The following is a 17,978-nucleotide window of genomic DNA, read 5'->3' as shown; positions in this document are numbered from 1 at the left end:
CACGCCCGCCACCCCGAACGACCACTCGAAACAATCAAGAAGATGAGTTGCTAACCAGCAACTTTGCCGCCGCCCTGACCCCCGACCCGACCGCCTGCATCCTGGACACCCAGAGCGTCAAGACCTCCACCGACGTCCCCCTGGCCAGCCAGGGCACCGACGCCGGCAAGAAGATCGTCGGCCGCAAGCGGGGGGTCGTCACCGACACCCTCGGCCTGCTGCTCGCCGTCACCGTCGCCGGCGCGCACCTGTCGGACAACACCCTGGGAACACACCTGCTCGACCAGGCCAAGAGCACCTACCGGACACTCACTCAAACAGCCGGCGTCTGCCATCACGGACCGCGCCGGCCGTGAGCAGCCGCGAGACCTCCCACCAGAACTCTTCCGCACTTAGCCCAGACCAGGTGGGCTGGTTGCGCCGAGGCAGGCCAACCGACGCCAACAGCGGCCCCGCCGACATCGAGTCCCCGAACATCTCGGCCAACGCCTGGACCTCCCGGCCCGACAGATCGCGCGCCACGCGCCACCCCCCATAGCACAAGCCGTCCAGGAGCGCACGGCCTGTCACGCTGGTGCCCAGCATCCCACTTGCAACCCGAACCCGACACGAACCCCCGGCACCGAGTCGTGTAGCCAAACATGTAGCCAAATCGGCAGACCGCCACAGGACCGCGGCGGACGACGACGGAATCACCGACCACGCCAGCGACCTGCCCGGACGAGCCGCCCTTTGCAAGACAGGAGGCAAAGGTGGATGCCATACGGGACTGTCAATTTTTCGGCTCTGGCTCAAATTTGGCGGTAAAGCGAGTAACTGCGCACCGCGACCCGCGCGTGCCGGGCATGTCGGATATCGACTTGTTTGGAGATGCCGCCGCGGCGGTCGAGAGACTCGCAAACGATCATCAGACATCTGGTTCGGCCATGTTCGCCGCCCGCCGCGTCGACTGCGCCTGCTAACAGAAGGTCACCACCAAATTTGAGCCAGAGCCGATCACGGAACACTCCCTCAGTGTCCCGACGCCGAATTCTGGCGCGGAACACGGTTGAGCGTAGGGCTGGCTGGGTACCTGGCGGCGGCTGCGCGCAGGAGGCGGTGTCGTCCGTAAAGTTCTTTCCCCAGCGCGAGGGCGCGACTGGTTTCTGTCCACCAAGCGAGGGCGCTGGGTGCGGATTCGAAGGTCGTGAACGTTTCGGGTTTCATGCCGGCGTCGCGCAGCAGTGTCTCCGCGCTGGTCCTGGAGGGAAAGGCGGCGGCCAGTGTCTGGAGTTCGTCGTCGGTGAAGCCCGCCGGTTCTCCTGCATGATCGACAGCCTCGACTTGGGTGTCGGATGTGGGTGGATCGGCTTTTCTGCCGTATCGGAGCCGGGTGGTGATCTCGTCGACCAGAGCGCGAACAGATGGGTCGAGTTGGCCGTCGCGCACGGCGGTGTCGATGGAGAGGACGACTTCGTCAGGCCCGATCCGGGCCTCGATGGTCAGTCGGTGCGCGGAGACGGTACGACGTCGGGCTTCGGCCCAGGAGGAGAGGGTACGGCCGAGGGATTCCGCGGCGCGTTCTGTCGCGCCTTCGAGCGCGAGGATGAGCGAGTTGGGATGCGCTCCCAGTTCTCCTTCCTGTGGGAGCTGCTGATGGGTCGTGACGCGGCCGCGCAACTCGGGGACGTCAAGGAGCCAGCGTCGGAGACTGCGTAGTTCGTCACCGGTGTCGTCGTCGATGTGTAGCTCGATGTCCAGCATGTTGATCTCCCCCGGTCACACAGCTGTTGGGAACCGTCGTCGGACGTGTCAGCGGACTGCCGGCGGTGTCCGGGCGTGCCACCCCAGGCGGCAGATGCCGAGTACTCGCGCAGGGTCCACGCCAACACCTACACCTGGTTGTTACAAGGTAATTACAGCAAGGTCATTACAGCAGGCTACGGACAGGAGACGGCGAATGAAATTTCCGGGACGTAGTGGTTCCATTCGTCCTCCGTTAGCCCTCGGCCCGCCGCGGCGCACGCCATCTCCGTTTCTCTTCCCATCATTTCCCGCAGGGCTGACAGGTCCCACATCGTCGAGCCTAGGTCGCCGCTCGCTATGAGTGCTGTCCCATTGTTTCCGAAGAATACCGACCGTTTCGGGCTCGCCGGATCGCCGAGAGTTGCCCGCCGGGCCGGGTGGAAGGGATCGCGGACGTCCCAGACCGTGCTCGGGCCGTCGAGTCCGGTCAGGCCCAGTAGTGTCCCGTCCGGGCTGAAGGCGATTGAGGTCACTGCGCCGCCGTGCGCCCGGAGGACGGCGAGCCGTCGCGGCCGACGCGGGTCTGCGACGTCCCAGAGGCTGAGCCTCCCGTCGCCGCTGGCCGCGGCGAGGATGTCAGCCGAGCTGTAGCCGATTGCGGTGACACCGCCGTCCGGGGAGAAGGTCGCGAGCGGCCCCGGGCGAAGCGGACTGGTCGCGTCCCAGAGATGAACGGCACCGTTGCTGTCGGCGCTGGCCATGACTTGGCCGTTCGCGCCGAAGGCGACGCCGCCGGCCACGGGCCCTCCCATCCCGGTCAGCACAGCGACGCGAGACAGGTCCTTCTGATCGTCTATCAGCCATATTTCGACGTTTCCGTCCGCGCGCGAGGCGGCAACCGTTCCGCCGTCCCCTCGAAGGGCGATCGCGGTGATTTCCGTGCCTGGTCCCTCGGCCGTGACAGGACGACCAGGATCACCATTCTCCACTGGGAAGACGGCAAGTGTTCCAGAATTTCCGGTGGCCATCATGGTCCCGTTGGGATCGAACGCGACGATGCTGGTTGTCCCGGTGTCGTCGGCTGGGCGTGTCCAGACCGGCCCCGGGCCGGCGAAGCTCCACAGCTTCAGCACGCCGGTGACGAACGCCGCCAGGAACCGGCCGTCGGGACTCGCGGTGACGTTCGGTGGCAGGACTGTCCGGCTTGGCGAGTCGAGTCTGCCGCCGGGGTTGAGATCAGGCGGCGCGTTGAGAATCATCGTCAGGAGCGCAGACTGGTTCCTGGCTGAAGGCGCGATGCTTTCGGCCGCGAGTCCGAGTCGCAGGGCGGCGCGCGGATCGCCGTCGGCGAGCAGTTCGGCCTGAGCGACAAGCCATTGGGCTGAGGCGGTCCGGCTCAGCCGCTGGAGGTCCGCTCGCTGGCCGGCGACCGTGCGCCACTGCGTGGTGGCGATGCCGGTGCCCGCGACGGCGAGAACCAGGAGGAGCACCGTCACACACAGGGCCGCGCGTCGCGCCCGTATCCGCCGGCGGTTGACGCGTTCGCTCTCGGCCAGGAACTCACGGGCGACCGAACCGAGGCCGGTCCGGCGGGAGGCAGGGTAGTCGGCCAGCACGAGCGCTAGCCGTCCGCCCCGGTAGAGCCCGCCTGGGTCGCGGCCTTCCTGGTCCCAGGTCGCGGCCGCGTCCGTGATCTGCTGGAGGGTCCGGAGCCGCTCCCGGTCGGCCTGGATCCAGCCACGTAGTCGTGGCCAGGCTCGGATCAGCGCCTCATGGGTCAGCTCCACCGTGTCGCCGTCCGCGCCGACCGTCACGAGTCGCGCCCCGGCTCCGGCGAACGCTTCGAGTACCGCCTGTCCGCTGTCCGCGCCGCCGAGCTCTTCGAACAGTGCGGCGCGTTCCCTCTGGCGCCGGGTCGTCTCGCGTCCGTCCGGGCTCAGCCGGACGAGGCCGAGGAACAGCCGGCGGGTGACGGCGCGCCCCGCCTCGTCCAGACCGAGATAGACCTCGTCGGCCGATCTCGCGACCGCCCGCGCGACGCCACCTGTCTCGGCGTATCCCGCGACGGTCATCCGGCCGTCGGAGCTTCGCTGCCAGGTGGACCGCAGCGCGTGTGCCAACAGCGGTAGCACGCCGGCCTCGTGGACGTCCGTGCGGTGGAACACCTGAATGTCGCGCAGCAGCAGATCCACCAGGTCGCGGTCCGGACTGAGGCCCGCGCGCGCCGCCGGTCGCTCGATGGCCTCGCAGAGTTCGTCACGAGACATCGGCCGCACCAGGAGCAGGTCGCCTTCCAGCGCCGAGCGTAGCGCTGGGAGCGCCGCGCAGCGCTCGAAGTAGTCAGTGCGCACGGCCGCCACGACGACGGCCGCGGACCGTTCCGCCAGCAGGGTGATCATGCCGGTGAACGTGGCGCGGTCGGCGTCGAGGACATCGGGCTCGAACAGCTCTTCGAACTGGTCGACGACCAGGATGAGCCGGGTCGAGGTAGTCGGGGAGACGCCGTTCGTCATGGCCTCGCCCACTTCTTGGACGAGGCCGTCAGGATCTGTCGTGAGCCGGGCACGCACCGCGCCTGTCTCGGTCCGGAGAAGGTTCGCGAGCAGGAAAGCGAGGGCGCCGACCGGGTCTGCGCGTGATCTCGCCGAAACTCGGGCTCCTGGCGTCAGCAGCCGCACCTCCCAGCGCCACGCGCGCGGGACGTTCGGAATGCCGCGTTGCAGGATGCCGGCCAGCCCGGCTCGCAGCAGGGAGGACTTGCCCGCTCCCGAAGGCCCGAGGACCAGGAGCGGGCGAGGGTCTTCAGTCCTGGCGACGATCTGCTTGGCGAGCATCTGGAGGAGAGCGTCCCGGCCGAAGAAGTTCCGCGCGTCCTCGGCGCCGAAGGCGGACAGGCCTGGGTAGGGGCAGGCGGCCTGACCCCGTCCAGGCAAGGGATCGGCGGAGGTCTCAGGTGCGTGGGTGGTGTATTCGGAACTCCTGGTGGCCGGGGGCCGGTAGGCCCGGTTGCGGGCGAGCACGATGCCCGCTCCCCGGTTCCCGGCGTGGCCCTGCGGCTCCGGGCGCCCGGCGGCCGGAAGCGCCCGGGCGAGGTGGCGGTAGACGTGACCAAGGTCGAGATCGGCTGGCCCGCTTGGGTCCCCGGACTGGAGAAGCCGGATAAGTTCTCCGCTGAACGCGGTGTGCCGCTCGCCGGGCGGCGCCAGCGCGGTCCTCGCGGCGGCGGTCAGCAGGTAGGTGTCCCGCCCGCCGCCGAGCGCGAACACCTTGTCCGTGCCGGCGACCATGGAGGCCGTCGCTTCGCCGGAGTAGCAGCAGTCCAGGACGACGACGATCCGTTCTGCCGCGCTGAAACTCAGCATCTGCTGAACCTGCTCGTAGGGCAGGGCCTGATAGATCGGTTGCAGTCCGCGGTTCAGGTCGATGCTAGCCCGGGTGGTCAGGTAGAAATTCTTCTCTGCGTCGACGGCGCCGTGGCCGACGTAGTATAGGACGAGGGTGTGACCCCCCTCTTGGACGAGGTCGCCGAGGGCTCGCGCGAACTCTCCGGGATTGGGTGCGTCCTCGAGTACCCGAATATTGCCGACTGGTACGCCGCAGGCCTGGACCAGACACTCGTGAAGGTCCTCAAGGGTGGTGGCGACGGATTCGACGGTCGGAAAGACCGAGCCGGGATCATAGCGTCCGCTGCCGACCAGCAGAATTCGGCATCCGGAACCGGACAGATCGCCGCCGCCCGGCGGCCAGAACGCGGCGGCTCCGGGGGTCCACGGTGAAGCGGGGTCGGTGACGGCGGTCACTTCTACTGCTGGCCGAGCCTGGACGGTACCGGCTCGGCCGCGACGATACCTTTGATGATCTCGTCGACGGCCAGACCGCTCAGTTCCGCCTCCGGAGTCCGCACGACGCGATGCGCGAGGGTCGCCTCGGCGAGGAACTGGACATCCGCCGGCCGCACATAGTTTCGCCCGTCCGCCGCGGCCTGCGCCCGCGACGCCCGCAGGAGGGCGATGCTGGCCCGCGGGCTTGCCCCGAGTGCCAGTCGCGGATGTCGCCGCGTCGCCGCCACGAGGCGGACGATGTAGTCGTGTATGGCCCACGACACGTGCACCTCGGCCGCGGTCTCGACCATCCGAAGGAGATCAGGCGCGCGCACCACAGGGGACACCTGCTCGTCCTCCCGCCGCCCCAGGCGATGGTTTTCCAGGATCTCGATCTCGCTGGCGTGCTCTGGGTATCCGAGCGAGACCCGGAGCAGGAAGCGGTCCAACTGGGCCTCGGGAAGAGCGTAGGTGCCGCTCATCTCCACCGAGTTCTGGGTGGCGATGACGAAGAACGGCCGCTCGAGCGGCATCGTCCGCCCGTTCACGGTCACCTGGTTCTCCTGCATCGCCTCCAGCAGCGCGGACTGGGTCCGCGGTGAGGCGCGGTTGAGCTCGTCGGCCAGCAGCAGCTGGGTGAACACCGGGCCTGGCCGGAAGGTCAGCTCCTCGGTGCGCTGGCTGTAGAAGTCCGTTCCGGTGACGTCGGCAGGCACAAGATCGGGAGTGAACTGGATCCGCCCGAAGGCAAGGTCCAGCGTTCGGGCGATCGCCCGGGCCAGCGAGGTCTTGCCGACCCCGGGCACGTCCTCGATGAGAAGGTGCCCCTCCGCGAAAAGACACACCAATGCCTTCTTGATGACGTCCGACTTGCCATGGATGGACGTCTCGATATTCTGCGCTATCGCGCGGAAGTCCTGGGCGAACAGTCCCATCGAGTAGCCCGAAGTACGACCGGGAGCCACGTTTCTCCTTTGAGGTGCGCATGCCAGAGTTTTCGCGCCGAAGCACCGGCGGCCCCGTGGGGAGCCTCGCCCAGGCTGGGGACGTCTTCACTGGAGCGGTCACCGTCACAGGTCCTCCCACCAGGACGCGAACCGCCGCCACTGAGCCGCCGGCCCGAAGGCGGCGAGGTAGTCACGAGGGCCGAGCCAGGGACGGAGGTCGATCCCGGGCCGGCGCAGCCTGGCTGGCCGCAGCGCCCGCAGTGCCCGCCTGGGCCGCGGCTCGCTCCGACGCAGCGCCCGCCTGAGCAGGCGTGCGCGACGCCAGGCGTCGTCGGCCTCAGCCTGCCCCGGCACAACCGTCGCGAACAGCGCCAGCTCGACCTGCGTAGCCAAGGGGGTCAGCAGGCCTGAGGCCCGTTCGCCCAGCTGCCTGGCCGCCAGAGTGACGACCTCACCGGCAGTGGCCGACACTGGCACAGGCACACCGACGTCCGCCAGCGCCGTCCGCGCATCCGCCCAGGCGCCGACGATCTGCCTCCTCGGCTGAGACGGCGCCTTCCAGATCCGGCGAGCCATGAGCGGCACGACGAGAACCGCCGTGACATAGCACGTCGCCAGCAGACCCGCGCAAGCCGCCAGGATGACCATCAGGACCTGCCACCATCGCCAGGCAGCGGACTTCGGGGGGTCGTCGGGCGACGACAGGCCCGAGAGCCGCGGTGGCTCCTCCGCCGCCGGCGGCAGCTGCCCCTGCCCCGGCTGCTCCGGCGGAGGCGGCAGTTCCTCGTAGGGATCTCTGTGCGCCGGCACGGGGTCGAACGGCACCCAGCCGACACCCTCGAACGCCACCTCGGGCCAGACCTGCGCGTCGGCCCCGACGACATCGATGGGCCCGGGCGCCGCCCGGTCACCCGGTCCGGGCGCCCCCGGCGTCGCGTCCGACCGGAACCCGACCACCACCCGGCTTGGCAGCCCCAGCTGGCGGGCGACGACGGCGAACGCCACCGCGAACTGCTCCGAGTTCCCCGGTTCCCAGGCCAGCAGCCGATCGACATCGCCCGACGAATGCCCACCCGGGTCGCTGGCGCTGAAACGGCCGCTGGTGCGCAGCTCGCGTTCCAGCAGCTGCGCGCTTTCATAGTCCCCGGACGCACGACTCTTGATCTTGTCCGCGAGGTCTTTGACCACCCGTGACGCGCCCGGCAGCGAGCTGGCTGACTGGAACGCCGGACTCCGGTCGGCCCGCGGCTGCGCCCCGGGAGCGGGCGCCATCGGCACGATGGCGACGACGTCGTATCGCAGACCCGGGAACAGCGGCCGCCGCGAGGCCAGCAGGCCATTGTCGACGTCGACCGCGAGCTCTTCCCCGACGACTTGGACGGGCCATTCGAGCGCGGGCAGGAAGACACCGGCCAGGCCACGGATCTCGATCTCGCCGACGAGAGTCCCGCCCGTCCGGGTGGCGTTCTCCGGCGGCGGTAGCGAACGGCCCGCGCGCAGGTACGTCGACGACGACGTCCACCGTTGGCCATCGAATCTGTCCAGCGCCGCCAGGCGCCAGCGGCGCTCGGCCGGCGGCTCGTCACCGGAGCCCGCCTCACCGGCCACGGGCCGGACGGTGAACAGCACCCGCGCCGGGTCCGCCGCCCAGCCCGCGACCCGGCTCAACGGATTGTCGTCGGGTCCCAGGGCGACCTGGAACCGCCGGCTGTCGTGCAGGTCGTACGGCGGGTCACGATGCACCGGAACCTTGGCGCCGACCACGGTGCCACCGAGGGCCGCGGCGACGACGACGCCGAGCGCCGCGGCGGCGTCGTACCGTCCCGAGCCCAGCGGGCGGCCGTACCCGGACGACGTCAGCGCGAGCGCCGCCGCCGCCAGCGCCGCCCCCGGCAGGAGGAGGACGCCCGGTTCCGGCGCCCCCAGTGAAACCGCGAGCGAGTAGCAACACGCCGCCGGAAGGACCGGAACAAGGCGCGCGCGGGTCCGCAGCGCGATCTCGGCCCCGACCAGTCCCGCGAGCCCGGTCAGCAGGGTCGTCACCACCAGCACGTTGGGGGTGGCCATTGCGGGCAGCGTGGATCCCAACAGGTCGGACCAACCGGAGGTGACGCCCTCGGCAACCGCCCACGGAGCCTCGAGCGGGGAGGGCCGCGGATCCGCGGCCAGCAGCGCGGAACCCGTCGCCACGAGGATCCCGATGGCACCCACTCCCGCCGACCTCAGGACCGGTGGCGGTGTTCCGTGACGCAGCCATCCGGCGACGACCGGCCCGCCCACGGACAACAGGGTGGCGAGCACGACCGGCCCCACGATGGTCGAGAACGTGAGCGCCGGTGCGAACGCGAGGCCCGCCGCCGCCGTCGCCACGGCGACCCACAGGGCGCGCTCGAGCACCCGCGGAGGCGGCCACCCGCAGCGCATGGAACGGGCCCGGCCCGTCGGCGGCCCGTTCATCTTCTGCTCCGCTTCGACCGTTCCAGCGCGGCCCAGCTGCGCACGGCGTTTCCCGCGGACGTCGCCGACACGATGGCACTCCGCGTCGACAGAACCAGCACATCATCGTGAGGACTGCCCAGACGCAGCACGGCGTAGCGCCTTCGGGCGCCGGTGAGCCGCCGCTGCAGGGCGGCGGGCAGACCGTCTCCGGTCACCAGGTACAGCGTCTCGTCGGGTGGCCCCGCCAATCGGGTCAACAAATACGGAAGGGCGTTCTCGGTAGTCGTCTCGACTGTCGCCAGCGCGTCGAGAGCGACGGCCCGGAACTGACGGACCGAGCGGCTGTCGACCGTGAGACCAGCTGAGGTGACCAGTCGACAGTCCCGGCCCGAACGGGACGCCGCCGCCACGCACGACGCCGCGAGCCGCACCGCGTCTTCGAACGCCGCCTCTGGGTCGACGCAACCCGCGTAGGATCCGCGATGGGTGTCGAGGAGGACCATGAGGGTGGAGTTCTCCGGGTCATCGTGCAGGCGGACCACCAGACGGTCCGTGCGCAGGCTCGACGGCCAGTGGATCCGCCGCACGTCGTCGCCGAGTTCGTAGTCCCGCACGTCCCGGAAACTCACCCCGCTCGGCGCGGGCTCGGGCTCGCTGGCCTCGGTGTCGGGCCGCCGGGCGTCCACGCCGAGTGGCAGCGGTAGCAGCGTCGGCCGCACGGTCAGTGTCGTCGAGTCGCCGGCCGACTGGGCCCGCCGGAGCAGGCCCAACGGATCCGACCGCAGGACGTTCACCGGGCCGACGGTGAAGACCCCGCGTCGTTGGGTGGGAAGATCGATATTCACCGCTCGGGTCTCGGCGGCGGCCAGCTTAAGCCTTACGCAGCGGTCCGGGGTCACCCAGATGTCGAATCTCGGTGAGGGCCGGCGCGACCGGTTCCGAACCTCGATCCTGGCCTCAGCGGGCTGGCCCACCTGAACACGGCCGGGAAGAACGTCGATCGACGCGGTGACCAGCGGCCGCCGGACAACCCAGATGGCTGCCAGCAGCAGCGCGGCCGGACCGCTCCCGGAGATCACCAGCATCTCCCGGTAGCCCAGCAGGTAGGCCGGCACCCCCAGCACAAGCGAGAACAGCCCGATCCCCAGCCCCACCGCGGTCGGGACCGGCACACGCGGCGCGGGCCTCCTGCCTGCTCCCGTCTCTGGGCCGTCCGCCTCAATCATGCCGCCGGGACCAGCGCCGGCCGCGGTCTCCGTGACCGGCATGGTCGGCACGGTTGACACGGTCAGCACCGCGGGACCTCCGGCGAAAAGACGCGGTCGAAGGACAGCGGCGTCGTGACGTACAGGTCCGACACATATCCCTCGGCGCCTTGGTACCGGATCAGATCCCAGACCGTCGAAGGATCCCCTTCCAGGGCATGGTCCATAGGATCTATGGACCGGGTGAGTTTGGCGTCCGGATAAATGTGGGACGGGCCGTCGGTCTGGCAGACGAGATCCACTTCGACACCCACCGTGTTGACCGCGACAGCCGGTAGCGCGACTCCGATCGGAGAGCCACCCGGCCGGTCCAGGAGCGGTACCGGATCCGGGTGGTTGTAGGTGCAGAAAGACGCACAGGAGGAAAGATCCCACGCCCGAACTGTCAGGATCTGCCACGGCGCCTGGCCGGCGGCGTTGCTTGGCGCGAGCCCCTGCTCAATAAGCTCTCCCATTGGGACCTCGATGTTCAGGAATCGAGATTCAGGCGTATCATCAAAACCATCCGCGATCATCGATCCTTCGTGATTCGGCGAGTTTCTTGTGTATTGCTCATAAGACTCAGCAGGGCCGCCGACGACCGCCTCCGTCCAGTAGAAGTCGACGCTTCCGTTGTGCACGACATACCAGTAGTCGGCCGCCGGACCCGCCGGCTCACAGCCGAACAACTGCGCGGTGACCGTCCGGCCCCGCGGCGACGTGGCCGTGTATGTGCGTTCCGCGCAGTCCGGCACCCTTACCTGGAAAGACGTGTCCGAGGCGGGGATGACGGTGGTTCCGTCCGCCGGATCCACGTCCAGCCGATACGGCCCCGCCGGCTGCCCGCCGTCGGCCAGGTTGACGTCGATCTCCAGAACTCCCGGGCCGAAGGCAGCCGAGAGGGTGAGCTCGGCGTCTGGTCGCTGGGGCTGTGGGGAAGGCGTCGTCCCGGTTCCCGGGACCGGCTGCTGAGGGCCGTCATCGCCATCGGGTGGTTCCGTGGTTTGCCGCGGCGGCTCCGACGGCCGGAGAACGTCCGTAGGGCTGGGACGCACGGTCGGTGAGGTCGGCGCCGGCGCCGGCCCCGGCGGAATCCCGCCGACCTCGCCGAACGACACCTCGGTGTCATCGGGCGGTGCGGGAGCCGCGGTAGGAGGCCCGGCGGGTTCCGGGCTGTCGTACTTCTGGACGCGCCGGGCCTCGCCGTCACGGAAGACGGCGGCGCCGGCGCTGCTCGGGTCGTTGGCCCAGACCAGGTTCTCCCGCCGGAAAACCTGCAGGCGCGGCGTCGCCCCGGACACCTGGACCTCCACCGGCCGCTGGCCCGACCCGACCCGGGTGACGAGGACGACTCCGGTCGGGCCGTCGGCCTGGTAGAGGTAGCTCCCCGCCAGGACGGGTCGTTCCGTCGGCCGGCCGGCGCGCCGGGGCCCGGGCGAGACCGTGACGACGTCTCGCGACTCGAGATCGGCGATCCGCACCGTTCCGTCCGCGGTCGCGACCGCGAGCCGCTGACCGTCGCCCTCGGTCGACGGAAGAACCGGGAGAGCCGAGCCGTTTCCGACGGCCAGCGGCTCGCCGTCCACCCGTCCGTCGGCTGACAGCGCGGTGAGCACACCGGTCGAGGTGTCGGTGACGACGACCCGGTCGCCGACCAGGGACAGGTCGAGCGGATGACCGGGCGGTGCGATCCGGGTCCGCGTGTCAAGGCGACCGTCACGAATCACCGCCACGTCTCCCATCTGGCCCGCCGCCAACCAGAGAGTGCCGTCGGGCGTCAGCTGAGCGGCGTCCACCCTGGTGCCGGCCTCGACGGGCTCACCGGCTTCCAGGAAATTCCGCGGGTCGATCTTCCTGACGAGCCCCGAGGCATTGTCGACCAGATAACCAGTCGACATGTCAGCGGCGATGGTCAGACGCTTTCCGGTGCCCTCGAAGGTGCGGGAGACCGCTGTCAGCGAGGCTGGGTCGACCCGCACGAAAGTGCTGGCTCGGCCGTTTTCCCGAAGGGCCGAGAACTGATCGAGGCCGGCCGCGACAAACTCACCGTCCGGCCCGGGAAGGCTGACCTGCGCGTCCGGCAGTACTGACACGCCGTTCACCCGGGTGAACGACCAGGGACCGGCGTTGAGGAGCCAGGCACTGCCCTCGAGCAAGGTTACCGTACGAGTTTTCCCTGTCTCGACAACGGTGATCGTCGAGACCGCGGCCGCGGCGGCGAGGCAAAGCAGAAGCAGATCACGCGCCGCGCGGCGGTTCTTCCGGGCCACGGCTATCGTCCGAGCGACTGCCGAAAACCAGATGATCGCCGGCGCGCGCGCCGGTATGGTCTTTTCCCCCGTACGTGCATTGGATCCTCACATGGTTGTCGGTGGCACCGACATGCGCTCCGCGGACGGCCGGCCACGGCTTGCGTCCCGTCAATTTGAGAGGAGAAACTCTCGCGGTCGCGAGCATACCCCTGCGGTCGCACGCCGCTTCAAGCGGGCACCTCATAGGTGCCTCCGCTGTGAGGCCGTCACCGTAGCAGAGGCGGCGAACATGGGTCGCGTGTACCGGCTCAACCAACTTCTTCTGTCACTGGCCCGGTGGCGCCCTAGGATCGGAGCTGGTCGGGGTGCTTTTGTCGGGATATGCGGTTTGTCGGACACCGGCCGCGTGCTGCCCGGTGGCAGGCACGTCCTGGGCGCTGTCGCACAGGCTGGTGCCGTGGTCTACTTCGATGGTCGAGGCATGATCGATTGGTGGCTCGCTGCCCTCGCCCGCTGGTGCCCGTGTCGGAGTTCGCCGGGTTCCGGTCCCCGCCGGAGGTGATCGTTCTGGCGGTGCGGTGGTACCTGCGCTTCGCCCTGTCCTATCGGGACGTCAACGACAGCCAAGCCAGGCGGCAGGCGACCCTCCGTTGTCATTCGGGGTCTGGTTGTGTCAGCGTGGCCGTGTCAGCAACATGATGGGCGGCGGCGCAGGGTGGTTCGCCTCGCTAGGAGGGCCTGGTGGAAGGGCTGACGACCGAGGAGGTCGTGGCGCTGGCCGAGTTCTTCGCCGACCCGTTGGAGGCGCGGCAGTTTCTCGTTGAGGCCGGTCTTCCGGGTGCCGATCTGCCCTGGAGCACCCACAGCCCGCGGGTGTTCTGGACCGCGGTGTCGGACCTGCTGGTGGCCGGTGTGGCGAGCGACGGCCGGGAACGCCTCCTGGCCCTGGTACGGAAGCGGTCCCCCGCCAACGGACTCCTCGCCGGTTCCAGGGCAGGTGGGAGCCGCGGCAAGGCCGTTGCGGCGGGGCCGGGGTACTGGAAGGTTCCCATCCGGCCAACGCTGTTCGTCGGCCGTGAGGTCCTGCTCGCCGAACTGGCCGCGATGGCCGCGCCGACCGGGCACGACATGGCGTCGGTCGTTGCCCTGGTGGGGATGGGCGGTGTTGGAAAGACGGCGCTTGCCGCCGAGTTCGCCCACAGGCAGCGCCACCTGTTCGACGTCGTGTGGTGGATTCCGGCCGAGCGAGCCGAGCTGGTGTCCGGCCACCTCGCCGCGCTCGGGGAGAGGCTCGGCCTGCCAGCCAGCACCGACCCGCACGGCGTGTTCTGGGAACTGCACCTGCGGCACCTGCGGTGGCTGTTGGTCCTCGACAACGCCGAGGACCTCGCCGCCCTCGACCCGCTCCGTCACTGGGACAGGCTCGGCCGGCTCCTGGTGACCTCCCGCCGGGCGGGCTGGGACAGCGTCGGCACGACGGTCAAGGTGCCCACGCTGGCGAGAACCGCATCGGTCACGCTTCTGGCCGGCCGTCTCACGGGCGCGGACCCGCAAGCAGCGGACACCACGGCCGAGCTGCTGGGCGACCTCCCGCTGGCGGTCGAACAGGCGGCCGCGTTCTGCGGTCAGTCCGGAACTCCGCTGGTGGACCTGGCCCGCCTGCTGCAGGAACGGCTGGACGAGGCGATCGAGCTGGGCACGGTCGCCGACCGGGCCGGCGTCACGGTGGCGACTCTGTGGGAGACATCCACCCGGCAGCTCGGCGACAACGCACCCGCGGCCCTCGAGCTGTTGGAACTGCTCGCGGTGAGCGCGCCGGAACCGCTGCCGCTCGATCTGCTCGACGGCCGTGGCGATCTGCTCGGCGAAGGGCCACTCGCCCGGGCCGTGAGCGACCGGATGACCTGGATCCGGACCGTGGCGACGCTCGTCTCCTCGGGAATGGCGGACCGGGACGCCACCGCGATCTGGAGCCACCGCCTGGTCCAGGCATCCACCCGCCGAAGGATGGGACAGACCCGGCAGCACGAACTTTCCGCCGTCCTGCTCGCCCTGCTCCGCGCGGATCTGCCCGGCGGCATCGACACCCACCCGGCGGACTGGCCCCGGTGGCGTGTGCTGCTACCCCACGCCCGCGCGGTCCTGAATCGAGCCAGCAGCCCGCTCGCGCCGCCGCGGCTGGCGCGGCAGGCAGGCCCGTGGAGAGACAGCCGGGAACGGTGGTGGCGGCGCGTCGTCCCGTTCCTGGTCACCGAGCCCAGCGCGCCGTCCGCCCTGACTGACCTCGAATGGCTGCATGTTCAGGCCGCGACCTATCTCCAGGTGCAGGGCCAGGCCGCGCAGGCCGAGCCGCTCGCTCGCCAGGCCCTCGCGCTGGTGGAGGCCGGCCACGGCCGTGACCATCCCGCGGTGGCGGACACCCTCAACGGCCTGGCTGCGGCGCTGTTCACCCTTGGCTCCGACGAGGTGGCGCCCCTGCTCCGGCGGGCGCTGGCCATCGACGAGGCCGCCTACGGGCCCCGCCATCGGGCAGTCGCCAGAGATCTGACCAATTTGGGCTCCGCGGTGCGGGTCCTGCGCACAGACCCGGCTGCTGCCCGGCCGCTGCTCGAACGCGCCCTGGCCATCACCGAAACCGTCCACGGGCCCGACCATCCTGCCACGGCGACCTGCCTGAACAACGTGGCCGCCGCGCTCTACGACAACGGGCAGGCGGCCGAGGCGGCAGCCCTGTACCGCCGCGCCCTGTCCGTCACCGAGTCGGCGTGCGGCCCCGATCACCCCGACGTCGCGGTGTGCCTGCACAATCTGGCACTAGCGCTCGCCAAACAGGGACAGAGGTCCACGGCGACGACGCTGATGGAGCGGGCGCTCACGATATCCAGAAACACCCTCGGCGAGAACCATCCACAGAGCGGGGCGATCGAGATACACCTCGGCGCCGCCGCAAAGGAGTCCAGCCGATTCAGCACCTGGCTTTTCTGACTGCCCGCGAGATCTTCCGATCGGCGGTCAGGTGGTCGATGGTGCGGGCGACGAGGTCGCGGTCGGCGACGCACACGGGGATGCGGCCGGTCGGGTCGCTGGGGCTCCGTCCTCCGCCGACGTGGACAGGTCAGTGCGCCAGCCTTTCGGGGCTTCGACAGACTCCAGGTCGAGAACGGCAGCCCATGCTCGCTCGGCCGCGACTTCGCTATCTTCTTGATCTCGAGGCGTTCCGGCAGGCTGAACTTCCGCGGCCGGCCGCGCGCGTACTTCGGGTAGAGCGAGTCGAAGCCGTCATGGTTGAAGTTGTGGATCACGTCGCTGACCCGGTCCTCCGACGTGACCGTCACCTCGGCGATCCTCGGTGGGGTCATGCCCTGCGCCGACAGAAGGATCATCTGCGCACGGCGCCCACTCACGACCGACCCCGAGGACCGCCTGACGATCCGCAACAAACAGCGATGGGGCGGTCGGGCCGGAGTGGCAGAAGATCACGGCGGCGGTGGGGTCGCCAGCCGTTGTCGTGGGCCGCGTAGTCGGCCAGGACGGTCAGCGGGTGTCGGTCACCGAAGATCGGCATGCGGGCGGTGGCCTCGGCTCGGAGTGCGCGGACGAACCGCACCGCGTAGGCGTTTGCCCGCGGAGCTCCGGGCGGGATCTTGACTGTTGACGGCGTGCGTCAGCCGGACCAGCCGCTCGCCATCATCTTCTCGAAGTGGTTCATGAGCGCGTCGAGGGCGGCGGCCGGGTTCAGCTCGAGGACCTCGCTCGCCTCCTCGTAGATGAGGCTGTGGCCGGCGGGGAAGAAGTAGACATCGCCAGTGACGGCCGTCTCGTCCGGCCAGTCCGTTCCCGGGTAGATCGCCCGAAGCCTCCCCTTGAAGACGTAGCCGTAGTGCGGGCAGTTGCAGACCCCACCAGGGAGACCCTGGTAGCCGGGCGTGCAGTCGATCGGTGGGGCGATGGTGTACCCGACCTCTATGTCACCCCACCGCACGGAGCGGAACCCGGTGTTCGGCCAGCGGCCGCCGCCGTTCTCTGGTAACTCCTGTGGCTTCATCACTGGCATTGAAGTCCTCCTATCGGCAACGGAACCAGCTACCAGGCCTGAGTGCTGGCGGAAGGCCGGCCATGACAAGATCGTCGTTCATGGTCGCGCGGAAGTCGCAACTTAGTCGCGTGACTATAGTCCGCCGACTAGATTGGAGCAAGGTCGCGTGCTGGCTACGCTCCACCAGGCCCCGCACTAGGGGACGGAGGAGGCCTGGAGGCTCGGTCGCGGGTGAGCCCGTTGGGCGAGATCAAGCCACCCATCACTCTTAGTTAATTCGCAAACCGCACGAGTAGCCGCAGGCAAGCGCGGCCGGGGGCTTCGCGACGACGAAAGCGCCCGCGCCGGCAAGGTCGACGAAGCTCTCGCAGAGGTCGGGCCGCTGGGCTGGGAAGATTGATGGGCGCGATGAGGCCACCAGCCGCGCACCAGCTCCAGCACCACTCAGCCGAAAGATCCCCACACCTCACACGAGATCATCAGCATGGTGCGTGGAGTCCCACAGACACGCCCCCGCGCCTGCGTCCTGGTTGATCCACATGGTCAAGTGGCTGGTAGTCTCGCCCCGTGGGTCCAGCCCGTGCCAGCCACCCGCCGCGGGAGACCTCAGAACAGCCCGGCGTCGGGACGTGGGAGGTTCAGCGATGAACCTAGATGATCCCTTCGACCCGCCGGAGGATCCCGCCGAGCGCGCCGCCTATCTCCGCGAGCGCGCCGCGCAGGCACGGGCGCGCGCCCAGGCGCTCTTCAAGACAGTGACCAGGGAGACCTGGCAGTCCGACCCTGGGCTTCTGATCCAGGTGAAGACAATCCTCGCCATGCCACCGGAGCAGCGCCTGCGGATGCTCATGGCCGAGCACGCGGTGTTCGCCAGCGCCCGGCCGGCCGCCGAGTGACCGAGGAACCGCGGGCCTCTCTCCTCCTTGAACTGCCCAGAATGCTCGGCATGCTCGCCGAGCACCGTGTTCGCTATGCGATCGTCGGCGGCGTCGGCGCGAGACTCCAGGGAACCCCCTACGTCACCGGTGATCTGGACATCGTCCCCGACCCCGAGCCCGAGAACCTGGCCCGGCTCGCCGCCGCGCTCAGCGGCACCGCGACACTGAAGAAGGCCGCGAACTCGACCGAGTACCTCCCGCACCCCGAGGTCCAGCCAGCCGAGTTCTACGCCGAGTACTTCGCGATGTACAGAACCCGCTACGGGGCCATCGACGTCCTGATCGAACTCCCCGGCGTAGGACCCTTCGACGCGATCATGCGGAACGCTCGCCGCTATGACATCACAGGATTCGGTCTCTCGATCTACGTCGCGAGCCTCGAGGACATCATCCGCTCGAAGGAGACCGCCGGCCGGTCGAAGGATCTCGCGGCGCTACCCGCCCTGTACGAGGCCGCGAACCATCTGGCGCGACACCCCGACGACTACGCCCTGAGCGCGGACGCCCTCGACGTCCACACACCGCCACACGGCTCCGACGAGCAATAGCACCCCGCAAGACCGATTCACACCGCCG

Annotated in this window: 11 protein-coding genes and 3 pseudogenes; 5 read left to right on the top strand and 9 right to left on the bottom strand. The window is 69.5% G+C overall.

What is annotated here, in order from left to right; all coding sequences use genetic code 11:
- Positions 1-80 precede the first annotated feature (80 nt).
- Positions 81-320, top strand: a pseudogene (locus tag I6A81_RS32510) (transposase); the annotation flags it as partial.
- Here I6A81_RS32510 and I6A81_RS46380 read toward each other — a convergent pair.
- The 7 genes from I6A81_RS46380 to I6A81_RS32480 form a co-directional block, all read right to left on the bottom strand.
- Positions 310-462 (bottom strand): effector-associated domain EAD1-containing protein, encoded by a 153-nt coding sequence (locus I6A81_RS46380; protein WP_407661414.1) that lies wholly within the window; start codon positions 460-462, stop codon positions 310-312. The pseudogene I6A81_RS32510 and the gene I6A81_RS46380 sit on opposite strands and share 11 nt — an antisense overlap.
- A gap of 549 nt (positions 463-1,011) precedes the next feature.
- Complete coding sequence (locus I6A81_RS32505; protein WP_203000107.1) at positions 1,012-1,743, bottom strand: effector-associated constant component EACC1; 732 nt, start codon at positions 1,741-1,743, stop codon at positions 1,012-1,014.
- A 176-nt stretch (positions 1,744-1,919) separates the two neighbouring features.
- Entirely contained in the window at positions 1,920-5,525 is a 3,606-nt protein-coding gene (locus tag I6A81_RS32500) for an AAA family ATPase (protein ID WP_203000105.1), read from the bottom strand.
- A gap of 2 nt (positions 5,526-5,527) precedes the next feature.
- Complete coding sequence (locus I6A81_RS32495) at positions 5,528-6,511, bottom strand: AAA family ATPase (RefSeq protein WP_307875070.1); 984 nt, start codon at positions 6,509-6,511, stop codon at positions 5,528-5,530.
- Positions 6,512-6,616: 105 nt separating this feature from the next.
- Entirely contained in the window at positions 6,617-8,950 is a 2,334-nt protein-coding gene (locus tag I6A81_RS32490; RefSeq protein ID WP_203000103.1) for a transglutaminase domain-containing protein, read from the bottom strand.
- A complete protein-coding gene (locus tag I6A81_RS32485; protein WP_203000101.1) occupies positions 8,947-10,104 on the bottom strand; it encodes a DUF58 domain-containing protein in 1,158 nt (385 codons plus the stop codon). The genes I6A81_RS32490 and I6A81_RS32485 overlap by 4 nt, the downstream gene beginning before the upstream one ends.
- 116 nt (positions 10,105-10,220) lie before the next feature.
- Positions 10,221-12,332 (bottom strand): WD40 repeat domain-containing protein, encoded by a 2,112-nt coding sequence (locus I6A81_RS32480; RefSeq protein WP_203000099.1) that lies wholly within the window; start codon positions 12,330-12,332, stop codon positions 10,221-10,223.
- A gap of 618 nt (positions 12,333-12,950) precedes the next feature.
- Between I6A81_RS32480 and I6A81_RS32475 the strand changes: the two are divergent.
- Together I6A81_RS32475 and I6A81_RS32470 are read left to right on the top strand one after the other, a co-directional pair.
- Positions 12,951-13,064, top strand: a pseudogene (locus tag I6A81_RS32475) (IS6 family transposase); the annotation flags it as partial.
- A 105-nt stretch (positions 13,065-13,169) separates the two neighbouring features.
- The gene (locus I6A81_RS32470; RefSeq protein ID WP_203000096.1) at positions 13,170-15,413 is read left to right on the top strand and encodes a tetratricopeptide repeat protein; all 2,244 of its coding nucleotides are present in this window, start codon (positions 13,170-13,172) and stop codon (positions 15,411-15,413) included.
- A 152-nt stretch (positions 15,414-15,565) separates the two neighbouring features.
- Here I6A81_RS32470 and I6A81_RS46375 read toward each other — a convergent pair.
- Both I6A81_RS46375 and I6A81_RS32460 read right to left on the bottom strand, forming a co-directional pair.
- A pseudogene (locus tag I6A81_RS46375) lies at positions 15,566-15,868 on the bottom strand (helix-turn-helix domain-containing protein); the annotation flags it as partial.
- A gap of 224 nt (positions 15,869-16,092) precedes the next feature.
- Entirely contained in the window at positions 16,093-16,482 is a 390-nt protein-coding gene (locus I6A81_RS32460; protein WP_203000094.1) for a cupin domain-containing protein, read from the bottom strand.
- A gap of 626 nt (positions 16,483-17,108) precedes the next feature.
- Between I6A81_RS32460 and I6A81_RS32455 the strand changes: the two genes are divergently transcribed.
- Both I6A81_RS32455 and I6A81_RS32450 read left to right on the top strand, forming a co-directional pair.
- Positions 17,109-17,360, top strand: coding sequence for a hypothetical protein (locus I6A81_RS32455; protein WP_203000091.1), 252 nt, complete (start codon positions 17,109-17,111; stop codon positions 17,358-17,360).
- On the top strand, positions 17,357-17,950 hold the full coding sequence (locus tag I6A81_RS32450) for a hypothetical protein (RefSeq protein WP_307875069.1): 594 nt from the start codon (positions 17,357-17,359) through the stop codon (positions 17,948-17,950). Before I6A81_RS32455 ends, I6A81_RS32450 begins: the two co-directional genes overlap by 4 nt.
- Positions 17,951-17,978: the final 28 nt, after the last annotated feature.

It is taken from the genome of Frankia nepalensis (assembly GCF_016786325.1).
Taxonomy (GTDB): Bacteria; Actinomycetota; Actinomycetes; order Frankiales; family Frankiaceae; genus Pseudofrankia; species Pseudofrankia nepalensis.
The sequence above is the reverse complement of the archived record's forward strand: the minus strand, read 5'-3'. Positions and strand labels throughout refer to the sequence as shown.

Coding starts and splice junctions, on each gene's coding strand:
- I6A81_RS46380 (WP_407661414.1), bottom strand. CDS start 462: ATGTCGGCGGGGCCGCTGTTGGCGTCGGTTGGCCTGCCTCGGCGCAAC.
- I6A81_RS32505 (WP_203000107.1), bottom strand. CDS start 1,743: ATGCTGGACATCGAGCTACACATCGACGACGACACCGGTGACGAACTA.
- I6A81_RS32490 (WP_203000103.1), bottom strand. CDS start 8,950: ATGAACGGGCCGCCGACGGGCCGGGCCCGTTCCATGCGCTGCGGGTGG.
- I6A81_RS32460 (WP_203000094.1), bottom strand. CDS start 16,482: ATGCCAGTGATGAAGCCACAGGAGTTACCAGAGAACGGCGGCGGCCGC.
- I6A81_RS32455 (WP_203000091.1), top strand. CDS start 17,109: ATGAACCTAGATGATCCCTTCGACCCGCCGGAGGATCCCGCCGAGCGC.